The organism is Pedobacter sp. CG_S7, assembly GCF_040544395.1.
Taxonomy (GTDB): Bacteria; Bacteroidota; Bacteroidia; order Sphingobacteriales; family Sphingobacteriaceae; genus Pedobacter.
Genome location: NZ_JBEONS010000034.1, coordinates 14,034 through 33,416, shown reverse-complemented (window position 1 = coordinate 33,416; position 19,383 = coordinate 14,034). Strand labels below are relative to the sequence as shown.

Here is a 19,383-nt window from a genome sequence, read left to right as displayed (position 1 = left end):
ATTGATGGGATTACCCATTATCCAGAGCATGAGTCGAAAGGGAAACTGTTGGGACAATGCAGTTGCTGAAAGTTTCTTCAAGACGATGAAAACAGGCCAGCATAGCTATCTTCGAATATATAGAGATATGGTACAACAGGAAAAGAAGTCATTCGACAATAGGTTTTTTAACGCCACTGAAATTTGAAAATGCTTTGATAAATAATGGAAAAGCAGCATAAAAACTAACCCAACAAAATCTAAAGTAATGCTTCTCAAAAAAAATAACCTGATAAAAAAAAACTTTAGTAGACTATTGCAATTCCACTTCTTCAAAACACTTAAAGCTGAATTTGTTTACCAGTCTTATATCATCCCATTAAGTTCATAAAAATAGAGATTGATTATTTTATTAAATGAGATTAGAAGTCAAACAGAAACATCGAATTAAATTTTGTCAGGGTCACCCAACGGGTTTTCCGCTTGTTTGAAGAGTTCTGCTTCACTTTTAGAGACAACAGGAATAGCGGATCTATCTGGCACAGGTGTATTCATGCCATCGTTAACAGGCGCTTTAATTACCAGCTTGAGCTTTTCGTTCAAGTCTTTCTGTTGATCTGAGCTTTTTTTGTGCTTAGCCATGTCTTTAAAATTTATTATTTTTTTTCAATTGATAGGGAATCGTAAACCAAAAGGTCTTCCCTTTAACTATTTCGTTTTCCACGCCCAAGGGTCCACCCTGCAGTCGGACCATCTCCGCGGAAATAACCAGACCCAAGCTGAGTCGGAAGTCTTATCATTATCGTTCTGAAGCTTGAAATTACGCTCAAACAAATCGGCCAAGTTTTCAGACGCAATACTTTTGCCAAAATCGTTGACCGAACATCAGTGATTCCATCATATGTTTGGCATCGATAATGATGATCCCTCACTTATACAACCAAAAATCAAAACAATTGTTTTGATAACGTCGATCTTGGCTAAAATAACATAAGGCACGATCGCTCAAACATTAACCCTATCAGGACTTTTTGGTTATAAGTTATTAAATTTCAATAACTTATAATACCCTTGAGGCGGGTTAAAAATGGAAACATCAGTTTTTTTTCGGGTATCATATCTGTGATCATAGTAGGCATCAGCGTGGCCCTAGCTTACAATATCGTTAATCCTTGGAGTAAAGTTGTGGTGTTGCAGCTCGGCAAATTTAAATGAATCGTGGGCCCAGATTATTTATTATCATCCCAATCCTTGATAACATAACTTACTGGGTCAATACCACGGTAATCACCACATCATTTAAGGCGGAAAAGACCCTCACTAAAGATACCGTACCGGTTGATGTGGATGGCTGTCTTACTCTGGAAAGTGCATGCCCCTCAAAAGGCATCCATTGAAGTTACCGACTATATCAGCGCGATCAGTTGGGCTGTTCAAACCGCGTTGTTTCTCCATGTGCTCCAGGCACCTGTACTCCACAATACTAATACGATTAAAAGTGGTTGAGATGGTAACCTTATCCAGCGAAGTAAATCGGAGTTTAAACCAAAAGCATCTTTGTGGTTAATTAATTGAGCAATATTTCCTGGAAAAACTGCAACTAAAAAGAGGGCAACTATCCAACCAATGCTAGCCCTATGTCTTGGTAAGAAAAGCAAACCAGCACCCAAAAATATTTCAACTCCTCCCGATAAAAAAACAACCATATCCGGCTGCATAGGCAACCACTCTGGTACTTGTGCTGAAAACTCTTTTCGCTGAAAACTAAGATGACCTGTGCCTGCGAAAACAAGAAAGATGCCGAGCAATATGCGTCCTGCTGTTTGAGCTTTACTTAGTTTATCTGTTTTATTATCCATAAAATTATTCTACTCTAAAAATTATCAAATAAATAATTTATGACTCATAATCATCTTCCCTGTATTTTCTCCATTAAACAATCCCAGCAAGACTGTGGGTAAATTATCAAACCCGTGTAAAATGGTTTCAGTAGATTTTAATTTACCTTCTTTTAACCATTGCCCCAACTGTTCCATTCCTTCGGGAAAATGACTTTCATTATTCCCAATAATAAAGCCCTGCATCAATACGCTTCTAGTAAATAAACATGGATTGTAACCTTAGCCCAACAGGCACTTCAATACTGTTGTATAATCAAATCTGTCCACACAATACAACTTCTTGTATTAAAATTAATGTTGGCAATAACAAACAGCCGCTACAGGTTCTTTATTGTTCCCGAAAATTTTCAATCAATTCAATGGAATCTTTATCATTGGTTAAATCCCATAAAGGACCATGACCACCGGGATAAAACACTGCATTAAAATCATCCGCTGATCCTTCTGATAGTTTTTTAGTGTGTGCCAGCAATCTTGTAACTTCATCCTTATCAAAGCGATGTGTAGCTTCTATTTGATTGGCCGGCTCGGTGCTTCTACTGTCATCACTCCATCAACCATCACCTTCATTATCTTTTCTTTACCGGCTTTACCGAATACTTCGCAGGCTTTTAAAAGTTCATCCCGCTTAAAATAATGTGTAATGAGTTGATAAGTATATGTCTTTTTTCTGAAATTGTAAATTTACAATATGGTCATGCACATCCACATTTGCAATATGCCATCCCCAGCCAGATAATTTTATGAGGTATAACAAATGCGGTAGGCATGCGCCAAAACTTTTATAGTTTTGTTCATGTTGTTTTTTAATATATAAGCTCAATTATCTTACTGCACTCTCTGTACGCTTACGGCAGGTTGCTGCACATTTTTTATAATCTTGATAACCAATTTTATTAAATTGAAATAATTAAAATTTAAGCAGCTTATATTGTTTAAAAAGGATCAGATAATTCGCTGATTCGAATTAGTTTTTTATTTACAAATTCATCAATACCCAATTCAGAAAGTTCTCTTCCATAGCCTGAACGTTTGGTGCCACCAAAAGGTAAGTCAGCCTGCGTCCATGTGGGGTGATTAATGAAAACCATACCAGTATCAATCTGATCCGCAACTCGTTTTCCTCTTTCAATGTCTTGTGTAAACACACTACCACCCAAGCCATACGGTGAATCATTGGCTAAATCAATAGCCTCCTGTTCATCTTTCACCCTGAAAAAAGTAGCCACTGGTCCAAATAACTCTTCATAGTAAATAGGATTATTCCGCTGCATATCGGTAATGATGGTTGGTTCCATAAAAGCACCTTCCCTTTTCAACCTTTTTCCTCCCAATAAAATTGTTGCACCACCATCAGCAGCTTTTTGGACCTGAGCTGCTATTTGCTCCGCTGCTGCTTCACTACTCATCGGACCTAATTGTGTGGTGGCATCCATAGGGTCGCCCACAATTAATTGTGAAAGTTTAGTTTTAAATTTCTCTAAAAAAATATCTGCAACGCTTTCTAACACAATAAACCTTTTAGAGGCAACGCAACATTGCCCATTATTATTTATCCTGCCTGTTACCGCCCATTCAACCGTTTTATCCATGTCGGCATCATCCAGTACAATAAAAGCATCGCTTCCTCCTAATTCCAATACCGATTTCTTTAAATGCTTTCCAGCCTCAGAAGCCACACTGGCACCTGCGGCTTCGCTTCCGGTAAGCGAAACTCCTTTAATTCTTTTATCAGCAACCAATGCAGATGCCCGTTTGCCGGATATAAGCAGGTTGGTATATAAGCCAGCTGGTGCCCCTGCTTCTTTAAATATTTCCTCAATTGCCACTCCACATTGAGGCACAATAGAAGCATGTTTGACCAAAATAGTATTGCCTATCATAATATTGGGTGCTACAAAACGGGCTACCTGATAAAATGGAAAGTTCCAAGGTTCTACACCCAACAAAACCCCGATAGGTGAATGCCTGATTAATGCATGACCATGAGTTGGGTTGAGTATTTTATCAGCCAAAAAACTTTCGGCATTGCTGGCATAATAATCAAATATTTCAGCACTTAATTTTATTTCCCCCTCTGCATGTGCTAATAATTTACCCATTTCTAAGGTTATCATTTTTGCTAACACGTCTTTTTTCTCTCTAAGTAAACCGGCAACTTTATGCAGTATATCAGCTCTTATTTTAAAATCGGTTTGCTTCCAGCTTTCATAAAATCTTGATGCTTTTTCTACTGCTTCATTAACCTGCTCATCTGTCATTTCACTAAAAGATTCAATGACTTTATTTGTTGTGGGATTAACTGTTTGAATGGACATTTGTAAATTATTTTTTTGGATGAAATGAAATTAAAAATTATTTGGTAATGGTTCTTATATTACTCCTGAATCTGTTTTAGACCTTTTTAAGAAATTTACGTGGTGCGCATATCTGTCAGTTTAAATAGCAAATACAAAAATTCTAAATTGAATTCAACTAGTTAAATTTTTCTGAAAAGGGTAATCGTTTAAATAATCAAAACTAATACCTATAAAAAATTCGCTACTGCTAGTTTATCGAAAATTACTGACGTAGATGCATTTTTCGAATTTCTTTTAATTAAAAAAAGATTTGCATAATGAACTTATAAAATAAACGGCCACTTACTCTTCTAACATTTCGTTAGTCACTGCATAAAGATTGGAAAACTACAGTTTTTATGATATCCCTTACACCAATCTGATGTATGATGTAGTTTCACTAAGCTAATCAGTAATTGTAAGTTGGTGATATAATTTACCATCTTGTGGTGTTTTAATCTGTTGGCAATAAAACTTTGTCAATAACATGAATTACTCCGTTTGAGGCTTCAATATCAGCCAAGGTAACTTTTGCGTTACCTACTGTTACTTTTCCGTCTTTCACCATCACTTTTAGTTTACTGCCTTCTACTGTTGTCAATTCTTGTCCATCTTTCAAATCGGCAGCTCCCATTTTTCCACTTACAACATGGTAAGTCAAAATTTTAGAAAGTTCTGCTTTATTTTCAGGTTTCAATAAATTGTCCACCTCAGATTGGATATCAGCAAAAGCGGCGTCAGTAGGTGCAAAAACTGTGAATGGTCCTTCACCCTGCAAGGTATCTACCAAGCCTGCAGCTGTTACAGCTGCAGCAAGTGTTTTAGCATCTGTTGTTGCAATTGTTACAATGTCTTTTGATGTTGTCATTTCTTTTTCCATTATATATTTAATTTACACAGAAAATTAATTTTCTCTGCCCACAAAATTATCCTCAATCTGTACCATGAGTGTTTTATAATTTATTTAACAAATTACATTGTAATAAGTTTTTAAAATAGTTAAATCAAAAATACCTATAATAGGGAATTAAAATTAATTTCAATCCCCTTCCCGCAAACCTTACTATTTGTTAGGAACAAAACAATCTCTTATCGGTATTACTTACAGTATTTTTAATTGCTCTTTCTAATTTTTACAATAACGCTTCTGGTTGGTCACGTATTAAATAATGTCCAACATCAGCATAAATATTTTCCAACCTCGTTCTCTTGCTCTACTTGCTCAATATTCTTCAAAGTCACCTTTCCCTTTTTTCGATATCAAAATATTTGGGACTGAGATTTTCGTCCTGGTGTCAGTTCCAATGATTGTTTGAAAATTCTCCCATTTTTTACTGATAAAGCGTCTGGAATTTTAATAGTCTACTAGAGGTTTTTTTTGAGAAGTATTACTTTAGATTTTGTTGGAGAAGTTTTTATGCTGCTTTTTCATTATTTGTTAAGGTATTTTCAAATTCCAGTGGCGTTAAAAAGAGAAGTGTTGAATGACTTCTTTTTCTGTTGTACCATACCTCTATATATTCGAAAATAGCTAGGCTAGCCTGCTTTCTCGTTTTGAATACTTCGTGATACACCATATCTGTTTTCATAGTCTTGAAGAAACTTTCGGCAACTGTATTGCCTAACAGTTTCCTTTTCGATTCCTGCTCTGGATAACGGTTAATCACATCAACTGTTCCCTGAACTCGGCACAGGCATACTGCACACCTCAATCTGAGTGAAAAATGAACTGGCCGGTTATCGTTCTGTTAAGTTTAGCCATCCCGAATGCCTTTACAGTAGTATTTTTGGCGCTCATGGTCTCACTTAACGACCAGCCTATCACTTTTCTGTGGGCCAGATCTATAACGGTAGTCAACTACAACCAGCCTTCCATCGTTCTTATATAGGTAAGGTCTGAAATATGTAAACAATTTAGTTAAGTAAAGTATATCAGATAACGGTCTCATCTTCAGTTTTTTTTATGTCGTTTACTTTATATAAAAATATCTGAATAACGATGTTGCATTTATAAATAAAAAAAATGCAATATGGAACATTTCAGAGATTTTAATGAACTAATTATAATTATAAATGCTGCCAATTACCTTTATTTTAGCCCCTAATAAGTTCGGAGTATTATTTTGAATTTCAAACAATACATTTGAGACATGAAATACAAGAAATGGAGCTTAGCAGAGAAGCTAGAAATCCTAGGTAAATCAGAGGAATTGGGTATCGTAGAGGCTTGCCGTAAATACAGTGTCAGCACCGGCACTTTTTACAGTTGGAAGAAGAAGCATGACATCAAAGGCGAAGCAGGCCTGAAGGTCACATACGATGACCGTAGCAAAGAGCTGAAGCAGGCTGAGGAAGAGAACAGGATACTGCGGAAGCTTTTGAGTAACAAGGAAATCGAACTGGAAGTGCAGCGTGAGCTCCTAAAAAAAAAGTTTGGGACATCCGATCCAAGAAAGATTTAGTGGACAGGGTTCATCAACGTCACAGGATCAGTAAAGCGAAGGCAATCAGTATGGTAGGGATGGTCCACAGCAGTTATTTCCGTAACCCCAGTTTGGGAAAGAAGGGCAACAGGCCCAGTGAGTTCACTTACAACCGGACAAAGGGATTGGTCAGTCAAAAAGGTGTGGCTGATTCCGTAAAGGCTTTTCTGAGCCATGAGTTCATAGACTGTGGATACCGTCTGATGACCGCCTACTTACAGAAAGACGGCTATGAGATCAATCACAAGAAGCTTTACAGGATCATGCGGGAAGAGGGTCTGCTGAAGCTGGAAAACCGGATAAGCAGAAGTGGTTCGGGACGCAAGTTCGTGAAATTCAGGAAAGTAGTGACCTCCAGACCTTTCCAATGTCTGGAGATGGACATAAAGATGGTCTGGATCCCGAACGCCGGCAAGAACGCGTATCTGCTTTCTATAATAGATGTGCACACACGAAGGATACTGAAAGATTATTTTTCTTTTAGCATCAAGCAGACAAAAGTGATAGCGTTTCTCTCCAGTATGTTCTCAGATTACCAGCACCCAGAAACTGTTGTGATAAGAAGTGACAACGGAAGCCAGTTCATCGCTAAAAGTGTCCGGTGGGTATCTTGGGATGATTGGAGTCGAACAAGAGTTCACACATGTGGCTACACCGGAGGAAAATGCCCACATCGAGGCTTATCACGGCATACTGAAAAAAGAACTGTTTGAAAGAGTGGACTACAGAACCTTCGGAGAAATCGAGCAAATACTGAAAAGATATGTGCTGTTCTACAACAATACAAGGCTACATGGGCTGTTGGGACGGATCACACCAATGGAGAAATGGAACCAGGATAAACATACAATTTTAATGAGAAAACTAACCGCTTAATTAATCCTTGAAATTTAAAAGAATACTCTTGTTTTATAGGGGTCAAAACAACCTTCAACTTCGTATTAGCATAAATACGGTTAAAAATACTTACCGGGTTTAAGGAAAACGGGATTATTAAGATTCATCGCCGAGCCCTTAAAACACCAATGGTATTTTGTGGGCCAATCGGTGAGTTATGCACTTCTTTTTTTAAATCCAAAAGAATGGAAGAAGGGTCAGCACCGGGAACTATCGAAATCTATAGCAACTATCTTTCCAGATTTATAGCCTATTGTAGTAAGCATTCTATCTCAAGTATCAATGAGATTATTCTTGCAACTCTGTTGTATTTGATATGTGAGGTCGAAAATATCCGGCAACAACTTAATGGTGGTCTACTTGCAGCATTGAATTGAAACAGCATATATAAACGTCAATCCCAATGAGGAACCACGCTGGATACAAGATGATAATCTGTTAAGCTGGCTTAAAAGCTTTTAATATTATGTATAAGAAATGTTTCAATAATTGTTCGATTGCAAGTACGTGTGCGTGATTATTAGGCATTGCTTTACATAACTAAATTGTTTACATAATCTGAAACCCATTTATCTCCGATGTTTGCCGTGTAAAAATCTTTACTAAGGATGTTTTCCGCTACAGTATGTGGTGTTCAGAATCTGTGGTCTGTACCCACTTTTTATGAACGATACTTCTTATGTTCCATTTCCGCATCAGTCTGGCTTCCCTTAGTCTTGATACCTGGATCCCCTTCTTTATCAGTTCAACAATAATCCGTGGACTGCGGTATCGATCTTTGCTATCCTAGTGAGGTTCCCGGATTTCTCTCAGAACAGCATTCTGCTCGGCCAGCCGCTTTCCCTGCGGATGCCTTAGCCAGTAATAAAAACCACTGTTGCTTACCAGAAATACACTGCACATCTTTTCAACCGGAAATATTCTTCGGTAATCTTTTATAAATCCGAATATCTCCCGTCTCACCTGGAAAAGATGCCGACCGCCTTTTTTAATTTATCCCGTTCAATTTAAGCATTTTTAAGCTCCTTTTGCAGTTTTCTTATCTGGGTTTAACGCAACAGGGCTCTGTTTAGACCCAGAGTCCCGTTGCCTCCATTTGCTCAAAAGGCTGTCGTTTATTCCATGCTCGTCCGCAACCTCTTTTACCGATCCTCGGTTGTGAGATAAATCAACAGCCATTTTCCTGAATGAATCATCATACGTTCGTTTGCTTATATAGTCAAATTTAAAAGTTTCTAGTTGAATCTGACAACTAAATCCCTCTAGTCAAATGCAGCAACTCCAATTCATCCTTACTCTGGAAATAGCCTATTTCTGGTTCGCCCCAGTGATAACTTCCTTCTTTCCAAAGAGGATTCTTCGCATCCAGACGGGCATCCAGCTTTTTTGACAACACCTTGGTAACATCTCCCGAATAGGGCCTTTTCTTCTTAGCATTTTCATCACTATGCCAGGTAATATAAAACATGCCTACTACCTGCTGCATCTTCCGTCCCAAAGCATCGGAAGCGAGCTATGTACCAGGCCGATTTCCATTCTAGAATTTTGAATACTGGCTGGATCCTTTGCCGTATCGCCCATTTTTACCACTGAAAAACCAAATCCAGTGAGTAAAAAGGAAGCAAGAAGAATATTTCGTATGATTATTTTATATCTCATAGTGTTAAATAATTAATTTTTTGTTATTTTAGTTGTATAAACAAAATTAAAGCGTCCGCCAGGTGCAGTATCACCGTTGACATAGAAATCCATGATATTCCCGTTCTCCTGCATATTATCATTCCATTTAAACTCTATATCAATTTCTTTTCCGGTGAGATTCAGCACGCTCCGTTTAATCCCCAGTTCAAGCTTGTTATTGTTGACGGCAAACTCTGTTTCATCAACAGGCTTCCACTCCCAGCGGCCGGCAATATTTTTTTCTACGATTGCTTTGTTACCTTTCGGACTTACGCGGTTAACAATCAAATCATAGCCATTCCACCCGGTCGATTTATTACGGTCAATATCTATCAATAGCATCATCCAGTTATGGCCGTTTTGAGGTGTAAGCTTTTCTGCAGTTTCTGTATAAAAATAGATTTTCTCTGCATCACGGGCCACTTTTGCTCCTACAATATCATTTCTTCCCGTATTGTTGGTATAGTATTGATCATAACGTCCTCTATGATCACGATGCATGGTATTTCCTTTATAATGTTTGTAATAAGGTGCAACATCAGCCCATCCATCAGCGTTGCCGATCTTTATGTTTTTTGGAGCTGATGCAGCTTGAGTTACAGCCATGCCCTTGAATTTTCTTACGTTATCAATCATTTGCAGATAGTAAACATCACCTTTGTCACCCCAACCTTTATTGGGTTCGACGTCGCGGCTATGTTCCCAGTCAAACTGATCAACAAATGAAAAAGGATCTCCTGTCCAGCTATCCTTGGGCAGCCACTGGCCAGCCGTAAATTCATTCCATCCGGTAACGAAAACCAATTCAGGGTCAACTTCGAAAGCACGGTCCCACTGCTCCTGAAAATTCCAGCCGTAAAGATACCCATCTACTCTGGGGTCGAACCCGTTTCTCTGACTAAAACTACGTCCAAAGGAACCAGGTAGATTAAAGGCACTACAATGACCGTTGGTAACCGGACTGGCATTTTGTGCTACACCAACAGTTACCTGTTCAAATTTGCCATTCTTATCCTTTACATAACCATGTTGTGGATAATTTTCAAGCCATCCCCATTGATCGTTTCGTTTGGGTCCGTCGACATAGTCAGGTTGCCCGGGGCGAAAAGTGAAATATTTGGCAATCTCTTTGTCCTCTGGCGAATTGGTAAGATTATCCGGGTATCCCATAATGCATGGTTTTCCTTTCCAAATAAACCAGAGATTTTTATATAGACCAGGTTTATATACATCACGATAGAGCTTCCGGAGTGAAATCAATGAATTTGGTGCAGCACCAAATGGAAGCATGAAAGCAATTCTCGGCACCTTTACCCCATCTTTTTGTGCCTTATCCCAGGTTTTCATCAACACTTCGTACGATTCTTTCCAGGTAATACTACCATTAGTACAGTCGAAAAATACAGCATCTACCTTTGCATCCGCCAGCATTTCAGCATGTTTGCGTAGAACCCATGGATCAGTTGTTTTATAATATCCCAAAAGTGGTTGCTCCCAAAAGAAAAATCCAGGTTTTTTATCTCCCCAAGCCGGATGATAGTAGTCTTTCATAGCCTCTGGATTTTTTCTGACGATTTTGGTAATGTTTTTTACCTGATAGCTTGTATCATCATCTCCTTGATGCCAGGTCCAGTAAAACATAGCAATAAATTTATCCTTTTTCTTCTCACCGGCAGTGCTGTAGTTCTGGACTTTTCTTCCAAGTGCATCTGTAGCTGCCCATTGATCACTGTTAACATTGCTGTTTTGAGAATATCCGGCTGCAGGAAACAGAAGAATAATCACAAAAAACAAAAATGGAATATCAAAAATAAGTCTTATCATTTTATCGAATTAATAGGTAAGAGAAAAGGTTTTATTGGGAGTATAAAAGAATGTTATCATCAGAAGTGTTTTTTTAAAGATATGATGCAACCTGCATTTTCTAAAAGCTGCAACACACTTTTTATTTTTAGAATTAATACGGATTGATTTCAATAGATACCGGGCCGTGTAAACCAGCAGGATGAAGTGGGCTGTCAGCTTTATACGGATTGATGTAAGACCATGTCTTACGCTGTTTGGCAGGAAGTTTTAAATCGCCTATCATACTGTTTACCCAGGTATTAACCACCTTTACCTCAAGCTTATTTTCTCCTTCCAATACAGCATCCGTAATGTCTATTCTGTAAGGTGCGGTCCATACACCTCCTACATCTTTGCTATTAACTTTAACTTTTGCCAAGGCAGTAACAGAGCCCAGATTCAGGTAAATGCGCTGGGTTCCCTGTGGTTTCTTTACTACAAAATTAGTGTTGTATAAAGCCCTTCCAGAATAGTGTGCTATTCTGGAATCAGGATGCTTAGACCAGTCTATTAAAGTTTTAAATACCACAGGTTCTTCAGGCACCCTACCTTCCATATCAAAAGTAACTGTCCATGGATCATTTAAATTAACCACCTCAACCGGTTCCGGAAAATTAACCTTTTTATCAATCCCACCTTTACCGGTTTTGCCTTTTCTGAAAATGACAAACGCACTTTCGTAAGCATCCAGTTCTAAGGGAACAGAAGTTGTATTCTCTGCTGTATTAAATTCAGGCAGGTCTCGTATTTCTCCAGTAATTGCATTCCAGAGTTCAGGTGCTTTCCCACTAACGCGAAAAGCAGGATTAATGCTTATTGCTTTATCACTCTGGTTAGATACGAAGTAAATTTCACCTTCATTAGTTTTTCTATGAATGAACAGTGCTTGATCGTTATTAGCAAGCTTAAAGTCAGGAATTGCTCCAATCTTATCTAATGCTTGCTGCAAATCAAGTCCATCCATTACTAACCCTTTGCCATATTCATTAGTTTTAACATTTTTACAATCGATTTTTCCCCAAATCTCGGCTGCCAGTTTTTTCACCTTATTATCCGCTGTAGCAAAATCAGCTAAACTAGGCGAACGATTAGGTTTTGGGCCCAAAATTACACCACCTTCTTTTACCAAGCGCTCAATTTTTTCTAGCAATTCAGGTCTCATAGTTTCCAATGCAGGTAAAACCAATATGCGATAAGACATTCCATCAGGGAGAACAAATCTTCCGTCCTTGATGGAAAGACGGTTGATGATCACCTCTGCATTAATATAATCAAAAGAATAACCTGCAGGAAGTTTAGGATTTTGTACGCCGGTCATCTTTGGGGCATCTTCACCAATAAAATAGGCTACGTCTGCAACATATTTTCCCTGTTGCAGCATAAAATTGCAGCGTTTGATATATTTAATAAACATATCCATATCATAAAACCAGGTATTAAAGCGGTTAAACTCATTCCCAAAAGGAGCATTCACACCTGGTCTGCGGTCTTCATATGGCTGCTGGATATATACATGCAGCAAAGTATTATTGATTCCTTCAGTAAAGAAGCGATCACCCCGTTGTTTCATCATCGCTGGATACCTGCCATAAGTATTTCCGGCAGCTGTGAACGACTCAGCCGACACCTTTGTTTTACCATAAATATGCGCAGCAGAAGAAGCTGCCCTATTTTCAATGTTACCAAGTTCACCCTCACTCCAGAATTCACCTCCTACTTCATCAGATTGCCCGCCATACTGCAAAAACTCACCAGGGAAACCCCAGTGCCCATAATTTTCGAGCCATATTGTCAATCCATGTTTATGACTTACATCCCGCAATCCACCTACATATTCATAAGCCACATTATCCGCAATAAAACGTCTTAAGTCCCAAAGAAAACGATCCGATTTATCCTGACTACCAACTACATGACCATACATAGCCGGTATTAAAGGCGTAGGATCATAGCCATAACGCTTTTTAAACTTGGCTATGAAATCATCCGTCCAGTTCTGTCCTCCCATTTCATAACTATCCTGTACAGCAACTTTCCATGTTTTGCGATCCTCGGCAGGTATGCGCCGCTGAATTTCGCCCAGAAAGGCATCGAAGTGCTTTACTACATGGTCGTGATTCATTTTATCTACCTCAAGACCGGTACCTTCAGGCGATGCAGGGCCATTTTTTATACCAGTTGGCACCATACCAGTCCTCATTACTATCCATTCGCCTTCCGGCACTTCCCAAGTAAGAGTTCCATCAGCAGACAGGCTTGAGCTGAGATCCTTAATAGAAGTTTCATCTATTAACAAAGCTTTATCTACCACTTCTTTTTGTGGTGCCCACTGGTACTCATTCCAGTAAGGCAGTGGGGTTGGGTGCATTTTGGCCAGAGTTTTTTCTATAAAGCGCTCTACCTTTGGTACCGAAGAAATTTCTACTTCAGCGACCCCGGCATTTGGTGATGCATTGGTAATCGTTAACCGGAAAGCATTTGTGGTAACAGCACCAAATGAAATGATAACGGGAGCGAATTGTTCAAAACCAACATTAAGTGCATTATTGCTGCGGTCTACCTGGAACTGTTTTACTTCAAGGAAGCTTCCTTTGTCCAGCGCCTCTAATTTCACATCCATCCTCATGTTCTTTTTTGCAGGATAAATAGTTAGACTTCTGGCTGTATAGTCCACTTTAGAGGTCAAAGTAATAACTGAAGACTGACCAGCAGGGAATGCTGCTTCAGTCTTCCTATCCTTATCCAGAATATTTGCAATATTTTTAATAGAAGGCTGTGCGGTAATTATAGGCTTTAAATCGGCAAACCTGCTTCCATAACCTTTAGGTGCCCTAAAAGCCAATACTTTAACATCCTTAAAGTTTCCCTCCGGTTTATTAAGCTTCTGGGAAATTTTACCAGGTCCTTTAAAAACTGTTTCTAATGAGGACAAATAGCGCATCGCCTGTTCTGGCTTAACCCATGGACCACCAGACTGGCTCCATCCTGGGCTGTTAAACACACCTATTTCTATCCCAAGGTCTGAGGCTGTTTTCAATGCACTATGGGTTATATCCCACCACTCATCTGAAAACAGTTTCACTTTTCCGTAAGGAACTTCTCCGGTCAAACCTATATTTCCAATAAAAGCCCGGTTAATTCCAACGGCCTTCATTGCCTGAAGATCCTTTATGACCCCTTCTTTCGAGATATTATCTGAAATCCAATACCAATAAATACTAGTTTGTATAGAATCAGGCGGAACTTTAAATCCACTTTCTATTTTGGTAAAAGAAACCTCTTTCTTTGTAGTGGAACAGGCAGATATAATTGAAATTACTACCAGAAGGAAAAATTGTTTTATACGCATCTTGTTAAGATAATGGTTATAATTAAGTCTGCTAATTATTAATTAAGCCATCCTGGATTTTGCCAGTTCTGACCTGTAATGTTAGTCATTTTATCTACCTCTCCCTTATCTATAGGATACATTAGATATTTATCAGAAGAAGAATTTCTATTTTTAAACTTAAATCGCTTATAGCTAAGATCAGAACCACTCTTGGTGATATTTATACCTGTAACAAATTTATCTGTCTGATCGAGAATTTTCCATCTTCTTACGTCAAAAAAGCGATGTTCTTCAAATGCAAATTCAATTCGGCGCTCATTACGGTATTTCTTCTCAAAAGCTTCTTTAGACATTCCAGCAGAAAATGCAGGCATACCAGCTCTGGCACGCACCGTGCTTACAGCCTCACGGGCACTCATTGTAAGTCCGCCAGAAGTTACAGCCGCATCAGGACCCACCGACTGATAAGCGGATTCAGCAAAATTCAAGTAAAGTTCTGCCAGGCGAAACAATCTTATACTGCCATCCGCATCATTATTTTGTCCGGATTTATAGTTATTAAATTTGCGTAGGTAATATCCTGTTCTAGTGTGCGTTTTGCTTGTTTCTGATATAGCTTCCTGTCCGCCAACAAAAGTTTCTACCTTTTTACCATTAGGGTCATTTAAATTTCTCACTGCAGCATTGTAATAGATTGAAGCGTAGAACCTTGGATCACGGCCTGCATAAGGATTGTTAGAGTCATAACCCGAAGCTGTGTTTACAACAGGAACAAGCCTGTTAACATCAGTATATCCTGTTATAGGTGCTTCTCCATTGGCCATTTCGTAACTATCTACGAGTTCTTGTGTTGGGGATGGCCCAGCTTTTTCCATACCTGGATTAGTAGGTAATCCTGCTAATTTCCATACCTGCATCTTTGCACCACGCTGATAAATCGTTTCCTTATCTCTTGACCGCTGGTCATTAGAAGAGGTAAAGTTATAAAGCGCATAAGCATTCTGAGCAATGTCCGCCGCAGGTGCCTCATTAAATAATTTGTAATCATTTGCTAAACACTGTGCCAGGGCCTCAATGTTTATGGCTTTTGCGTCAGCCCAGGTATAGGTACCATCTGACCATAATGGGCTGGCAGCATAGGTTACAGCCTGAGACTTAATAGCATAAGCTACAGCACGCGTCATGATACCAAATTGATTGTCATAAATATCCCAGGAAAAGCCATCACGATTGGCCGGATAAGATAAGGCCGTATCACAATCTGCTAAAATAAATTTTACCGTCTCTCCAAATGTAGTACGCTTATCAGCAGAGAAATCGTGATCCAGTCCCAAAGGCTTATTAAAAATGGGCACTCCTCCGTATCGTTTAATCAACTGAAGATAATAAAGTGCACGTAAAGTATGTACCTGTGCAGTCCATGCTCCTTTTTCAGCATCTGAGGCAATCACTGTAGCGGTCTTAATATTTTCAATAAACACGTTACACTTTCGGATCCCTTCATAAAGTTGCCCCCAGGGTCCGCCATCCGACGAGATCGCTGGATAGGTTGAAGAAGTAACACCTCCGCTATACCAAATACTGTATTTTGAACCTGAGGTATTATCGTCTGCATCCTGAGCTTCATCAGTATAGGAAGCCCTGGCCATAGAAGGGGCAGGACAGAATCCATAGCAGGAATTAAGATAACCTCTCGTTCTGTTATAATCACTGAATATCTGTTCCACAGATATACGACCATCAGTTGGCAGATCTAACTGCTTGTTACAGGAGAAGAAAATACCTGCAGTAACTATGACTATAAATATTTTATACTTTTTCATTGGAATAATTTTGTTTAAAAGTGATTTCACTCTATAAATAATATTCTTGTTAGATTACCGGGGTTAATTAAAAAACAACATTTACACCTATGTTATAGACCCTATAAACAGGGAAAGATGTATAGCCACCACCTTCAGGGCCAAAATCTTTAGACTTCATGTTGTCCCATGTGACCAGATTTTGTCCGCTAAGCAAAAATTTAATTTTATCAGAAGATATAGCTTTTGACAAAGATGCAGGCAGTGTGTAAGACAATTCTACATTTTTAAGGCGTACATATGATCTGTCATATTTATAATAATCATTTGGTAACTGATTCATATTATTACCTGATAATGAAAGTGCTGGAGAAGTAATTGTCTCTCCATTATTGTATCGCTCCGGAGTCCATGCATTTTTATGTAAAGCACCAAATACCCCATCATAATCCGTTTCGTAAACACCAGGACCTGATATTATTGAAGAGTACTGACCAATGCCCTGAAACAGGAAATTAAGGTCAAATGATCTATAGGTTACACCGCCGGAAATTCCATAAGTATATCTTGGCAATGCTCCTATACCTATAGGAGCCACGTCCCCTACATCAATTTTACCATCTTTATTTAAATCTTGAAATTTAAGATAACCTAAACGCACTGGGTTTTCAAGACTCGTTGGTAAACGATTATCAAGTTCTGTCTGAGTATTATAAAAACCATTACCATTACTATAATCTACCAGGTAACCAAAAGCCTGTCCATAAGAATAGCCTTCTTGTCGGCTTCTATAAGTATAATCAGCATTCTGAAGAGGCTCGTTTACTTTTATAACCTTATTTCTGTTATAGCTAAACATTCCTCCTAAATTAAATTTTAAACTACTACTGATAGCCTTGGTATAATTTACCGTGATCTCGTATCCTTGATTTTCAAAAATACCTGAATTCGTTGACGGGTAAAAATTTAAGGGAACACCCTGATAAAGTGGAACTGCCGACAATGCCTGAACTGCCATGTTATTCATACGTTCTTTGAATACATCAACCGATACAGAAAATACATTAAACAACCCTAAATCCAAACCATAATTCTGCTTTGTAGAGATTTCGGCTTGTATGTTAGGATTTCCAACTTGTCCTTCATTAATAATGTATTGGAGAGAACCAATTGGGCCACCACCAGCAACACTAACATTATCTGCATAGGCAAAGCGTCCCAACCCGCTTTGGTCATTTGCAGTTTTGCCATAAGAAGCCCTTAACTTAAGGTTGCTCAGCCAATTAATGTCGCTCATAAAAGCTTCATTTGAGGCAACCCATGCTCCCGAAACTGCCGGGGTAAAAATAAAACGATTGCCACGGGCATATTGCTCAGAACCGGAATAACCGACATCTAATTTTACCAGGTACCTCTTGTCGTAACCATAAGTGGCCTCTGCTCCCGAGCTTACACGATTATAAGGTAATAAGTTAGGAGATCCTGTATCTGCTTTAGTCAGATTTTGAAAGAACATATAAGCCATGCCACCAATACTATGTTTACCAAAATCACGCTTATAGTTCAAAGCACCATTATAGGTAAGGTGATAATAGTAAGAGCTCGATTTACCATAAGCCAGAGGAGTATTATTTTCACCGCCTTTCTTAATGAATAAAAGTTCATCAGCATTACCTGTTCTCATCCAGCGTTCGTAATTCTGGGTAGTTCTTAAACTCCCTACAGCATTTGTTTGATAAGCTACAACACCACTAATACTCAATCCCTTAGTAAGAAAGCTCATGTCCAAATCCAGTCCAAACTGTGAGGTAATATTGGTAACCGTGTGTCTTACATATCCTGAACGGTTAAGCATTCCATAGGTAGGGGCACCGATATCTTCAGTAGTAATCACCTGACCATCAGGAGTTAAAGGACCATAGATTGTAGGAGGCATTTGAAACAAACTGCTATAAATAGTTGAGTTTCCCGAACCTGGTGTCCGTTCTCTTTTAACATTACCACTTAATCGGATAAAAGCTTTAAGATATCTGTTCAGCTTCATATCAACATTACTGCGATAATTTATCCACACATTATTTGCATTAGAATTATATTCGGTTTGATCAGTATTGAATTGCCCCCCCTGATGCATGAAATTTATATTAGAATAAAACTGAACCTTATCGCTACCTCCTGATACATTTAGACCTATACGCTGCATATTGGCAAGATCTTCAAAATACCTGTCATACCAATTGTTGCTGGGATAAAGTTCGTTTCCACCTAAACGGTAGTTCTGAACTTGCCGATCGGTAAATGCCTTGCTTGTACCATCATTAACCGCTGCCTGATTTCTCATCTCTGCATAATCTGCGGCACCATAGAAAGTAGGTTTTGTAGTTGCCTCCTGCATAGACTGGTCAAAGCTGGTTTTTATTTTCACTTTACCTTTTACGCCACGTTTGGTAGTAATTACGATTAAACCATTAGCACCCTGAATACCGTAAAGCGCCTGTGTTGATGCATCTTTAAGTATTGAAACAGATTCAATCTCATTTGCGCTTATATAATCAAGGGTCTGGTTACTGTTATAAGAAACAATAATTCCATCTATCATTACAAGCGGGCCATTACCTCTTGCTGCAGATAAACCTCTTACATAAATATCAGTGTTTGCTCTGGATAACTCTGAATAAGATTCTAGCGTAGTTAATCCGGCAAAACGGCCTGCAAAGCTTTGTGTAAGATTTGCAACCGGTGATTTTTCGAGTTCTTCTCCACTTACCGTTGCTACTGATCCGGAAATTTCACTCCTAGGCTGTGAAGTATAACCCAATTGTACAATTTCATCCTTTTTATGCACATCTGGCTTTAGTTCAATATCGATCGTTTCCTTTCCGTCAATGGCTACTTTTTGCGTAAAATAACCATTGTAAGAAAAAACTAGCGATTCATTTTCAATATTAGCTATTGTATACTCACCCTTTATATTTGTTGAAGTCCCTGTTTTTCGGCTTAGCGAATTTATTACTACCCCGGCAATTGGTTTTCCAAATTCATCCTTTACCACTCCCTCAATAGAGGCAGATACTTCTTGCGCCATCACCGTTGTTCCAAATAAAGACAGGGATACAAGCGTTAGCA

Annotated in this window: 18 protein-coding genes and 1 pseudogene; 5 read left to right on the top strand and 14 right to left on the bottom strand. The window is 38.7% G+C overall.

The window, feature by feature from the left end:
• Window positions 1-221, top strand: a pseudogene (locus AAKU52_RS14525) (integrase core domain-containing protein); the annotation flags it as partial.
• Window positions 222-426: 205 nt separating this feature from the next.
• Here the strand turns inward: AAKU52_RS14525 and AAKU52_RS14520 are convergent.
• From AAKU52_RS14520 to AAKU52_RS14490, 7 genes are all read right to left on the bottom strand, one after another.
• On the bottom strand, window positions 427-621 hold the full coding sequence (locus AAKU52_RS14520) for a hypothetical protein (RefSeq protein ID WP_354334779.1): 195 nt from the start codon (window positions 619-621) through the stop codon (window positions 427-429).
• A gap of 791 nt (window positions 622-1,412) precedes the next feature.
• On the bottom strand, window positions 1,413-1,838 hold the full coding sequence (locus tag AAKU52_RS14515) for a DoxX family protein (RefSeq protein WP_354334777.1): 426 nt from the start codon (window positions 1,836-1,838) through the stop codon (window positions 1,413-1,415).
• 24 nt (window positions 1,839-1,862) lie between these two features.
• A complete protein-coding gene (locus tag AAKU52_RS14510) occupies window positions 1,863-2,063 on the bottom strand; it encodes a hypothetical protein (protein WP_354334775.1) in 201 nt (66 codons plus the stop codon).
• A gap of 145 nt (window positions 2,064-2,208) precedes the next feature.
• A complete protein-coding gene (locus AAKU52_RS14505) occupies window positions 2,209-2,352 on the bottom strand; it encodes a type 1 glutamine amidotransferase family protein (RefSeq protein ID WP_354334772.1) in 144 nt (47 codons plus the stop codon).
• 463 nt (window positions 2,353-2,815) lie between these two features.
• Window positions 2,816-4,198: an NAD-dependent succinate-semialdehyde dehydrogenase gene (locus AAKU52_RS14500; RefSeq protein WP_354334770.1), complete on the bottom strand. Its 1,383-nt coding sequence runs from the start codon at window positions 4,196-4,198 to the stop codon at window positions 2,816-2,818.
• Window positions 4,199-4,673: 475 nt separating this feature from the next.
• Window positions 4,674-5,099: a fasciclin domain-containing protein gene (locus AAKU52_RS14495; RefSeq protein ID WP_354334768.1), complete on the bottom strand. Its 426-nt coding sequence runs from the start codon at window positions 5,097-5,099 to the stop codon at window positions 4,674-4,676.
• 535 nt (window positions 5,100-5,634) lie between these two features.
• Window positions 5,635-5,931 (bottom strand): IS3 family transposase, encoded by a 297-nt coding sequence (locus AAKU52_RS14490; protein ID WP_354334766.1) that lies wholly within the window; start codon window positions 5,929-5,931, stop codon window positions 5,635-5,637.
• Window positions 5,932-6,369: 438 nt separating this feature from the next.
• Here AAKU52_RS14490 and AAKU52_RS14485 point away from each other — a divergent pair, with 438 nt between their 5' ends.
• The 4 genes from AAKU52_RS14485 (at window position 6,370) to AAKU52_RS14470 (ending at window position 7,976) form a co-directional block, all read left to right on the top strand.
• The gene (locus AAKU52_RS14485) at window positions 6,370-6,681 is read left to right on the top strand and encodes a transposase (RefSeq protein ID WP_354334764.1); all 312 of its coding nucleotides are present in this window, start codon (window positions 6,370-6,372) and stop codon (window positions 6,679-6,681) included.
• A 92-nt stretch (window positions 6,682-6,773) separates the two neighbouring features.
• A complete protein-coding gene (locus tag AAKU52_RS14480) occupies window positions 6,774-7,415 on the top strand; it encodes a DDE-type integrase/transposase/recombinase (protein WP_354334761.1) in 642 nt (213 codons plus the stop codon).
• Window positions 7,318-7,578 (top strand): integrase core domain-containing protein, encoded by a 261-nt coding sequence (locus AAKU52_RS14475; protein ID WP_354334759.1) that lies wholly within the window; start codon window positions 7,318-7,320, stop codon window positions 7,576-7,578. Before AAKU52_RS14480 ends, AAKU52_RS14475 begins: the two co-directional genes overlap by 98 nt.
• A gap of 206 nt (window positions 7,579-7,784) precedes the next feature.
• Window positions 7,785-7,976 (top strand): hypothetical protein, encoded by a 192-nt coding sequence (locus AAKU52_RS14470; protein WP_354334757.1) that lies wholly within the window; start codon window positions 7,785-7,787, stop codon window positions 7,974-7,976.
• A 640-nt stretch (window positions 7,977-8,616) separates the two neighbouring features.
• On the opposite strand, the gene AAKU52_RS14465 is transcribed toward AAKU52_RS14470, so the two are convergent.
• The 7 genes from AAKU52_RS14465 to AAKU52_RS14435 form a co-directional block, all read right to left on the bottom strand.
• Window positions 8,617-8,814, bottom strand: coding sequence for a transposase (locus tag AAKU52_RS14465; RefSeq protein WP_354334781.1), 198 nt, complete (start codon window positions 8,812-8,814; stop codon window positions 8,617-8,619).
• Window positions 8,815-8,851: 37 nt separating this feature from the next.
• The gene (locus tag AAKU52_RS14460; RefSeq protein ID WP_354334755.1) at window positions 8,852-9,085 is read right to left on the bottom strand and encodes a hypothetical protein; all 234 of its coding nucleotides are present in this window, start codon (window positions 9,083-9,085) and stop codon (window positions 8,852-8,854) included.
• On the bottom strand, window positions 9,073-9,258 hold the full coding sequence (locus tag AAKU52_RS14455) for a hypothetical protein (RefSeq protein ID WP_354334753.1): 186 nt from the start codon (window positions 9,256-9,258) through the stop codon (window positions 9,073-9,075). The genes AAKU52_RS14460 and AAKU52_RS14455 overlap by 13 nt, the downstream gene beginning before the upstream one ends.
• 12 nt (window positions 9,259-9,270) lie before the next feature.
• Entirely contained in the window at window positions 9,271-11,103 is a 1,833-nt protein-coding gene (locus tag AAKU52_RS14450; protein WP_354334751.1) for a hypothetical protein, read from the bottom strand.
• 133 nt (window positions 11,104-11,236) lie between these two features.
• Window positions 11,237-14,473 (bottom strand): glycosyl hydrolase, encoded by a 3,237-nt coding sequence (locus AAKU52_RS14445; RefSeq protein ID WP_354334749.1) that lies wholly within the window; start codon window positions 14,471-14,473, stop codon window positions 11,237-11,239.
• A 38-nt stretch (window positions 14,474-14,511) separates the two neighbouring features.
• Window positions 14,512-16,278, bottom strand: a complete 1,767-nt coding sequence (locus AAKU52_RS14440) for a RagB/SusD family nutrient uptake outer membrane protein (RefSeq protein WP_354334747.1) — start codon at window positions 16,276-16,278, stop codon at window positions 14,512-14,514.
• A 67-nt stretch (window positions 16,279-16,345) separates the two neighbouring features.
• Entirely contained in the window at window positions 16,346-19,342 is a 2,997-nt protein-coding gene (locus AAKU52_RS14435) for a SusC/RagA family TonB-linked outer membrane protein (RefSeq protein ID WP_502931033.1), read from the bottom strand.
• Window positions 19,343-19,383 lie beyond the last annotated feature (41 nt).

What these genes read in the sequence shown, in the direction of transcription:
- AAKU52_RS14495 (WP_354334768.1), bottom strand. Translation starts at nt 5,099, where the DNA reads ATGGAAAAAGAAATGACAACATCAAAAGACATTGTAACAATTGCAACA.
- AAKU52_RS14515 (WP_354334777.1), bottom strand. Translation starts at nt 1,838, where the DNA reads ATGGATAATAAAACAGATAAACTAAGTAAAGCTCAAACAGCAGGACGC.
- AAKU52_RS14455 (WP_354334753.1), bottom strand. Translation starts at nt 9,258, where the DNA reads ATGAGATATAAAATAATCATACGAAATATTCTTCTTGCTTCCTTTTTA.
- AAKU52_RS14445 (WP_354334749.1), bottom strand. Translation starts at nt 14,473, where the DNA reads ATGCGTATAAAACAATTTTTCCTTCTGGTAGTAATTTCAATTATATCT.
- AAKU52_RS14435 (WP_502931033.1), bottom strand. Translation starts at nt 19,342, where the DNA reads ATGGCGCAAGAAGTATCTGCCTCTATTGAGGGAGTGGTAAAGGATGAA.
- AAKU52_RS14485 (WP_354334764.1), top strand. Translation starts at nt 6,370, where the DNA reads ATGAAATACAAGAAATGGAGCTTAGCAGAGAAGCTAGAAATCCTAGGT.
- AAKU52_RS14520 (WP_354334779.1), bottom strand. Translation starts at nt 621, where the DNA reads ATGGCTAAGCACAAAAAAAGCTCAGATCAACAGAAAGACTTGAACGAA.
- AAKU52_RS14450 (WP_354334751.1), bottom strand. Translation starts at nt 11,103, where the DNA reads ATGATAAGACTTATTTTTGATATTCCATTTTTGTTTTTTGTGATTATT.
- AAKU52_RS14510 (WP_354334775.1), bottom strand. Translation starts at nt 2,063, where the DNA reads ATGCAGGGCTTTATTATTGGGAATAATGAAAGTCATTTTCCCGAAGGA.
- AAKU52_RS14500 (WP_354334770.1), bottom strand. Translation starts at nt 4,198, where the DNA reads ATGTCCATTCAAACAGTTAATCCCACAACAAATAAAGTCATTGAATCT.
- AAKU52_RS14470 (WP_354334757.1), top strand. Translation starts at nt 7,785, where the DNA reads ATGGAAGAAGGGTCAGCACCGGGAACTATCGAAATCTATAGCAACTAT.
- AAKU52_RS14460 (WP_354334755.1), bottom strand. Translation starts at nt 9,085, where the DNA reads ATGCAGCAGGTAGTAGGCATGTTTTATATTACCTGGCATAGTGATGAA.
- AAKU52_RS14440 (WP_354334747.1), bottom strand. Translation starts at nt 16,278, where the DNA reads ATGAAAAAGTATAAAATATTTATAGTCATAGTTACTGCAGGTATTTTC.
- AAKU52_RS14475 (WP_354334759.1), top strand. Translation starts at nt 7,318, where the DNA reads ATGATTGGAGTCGAACAAGAGTTCACACATGTGGCTACACCGGAGGAA.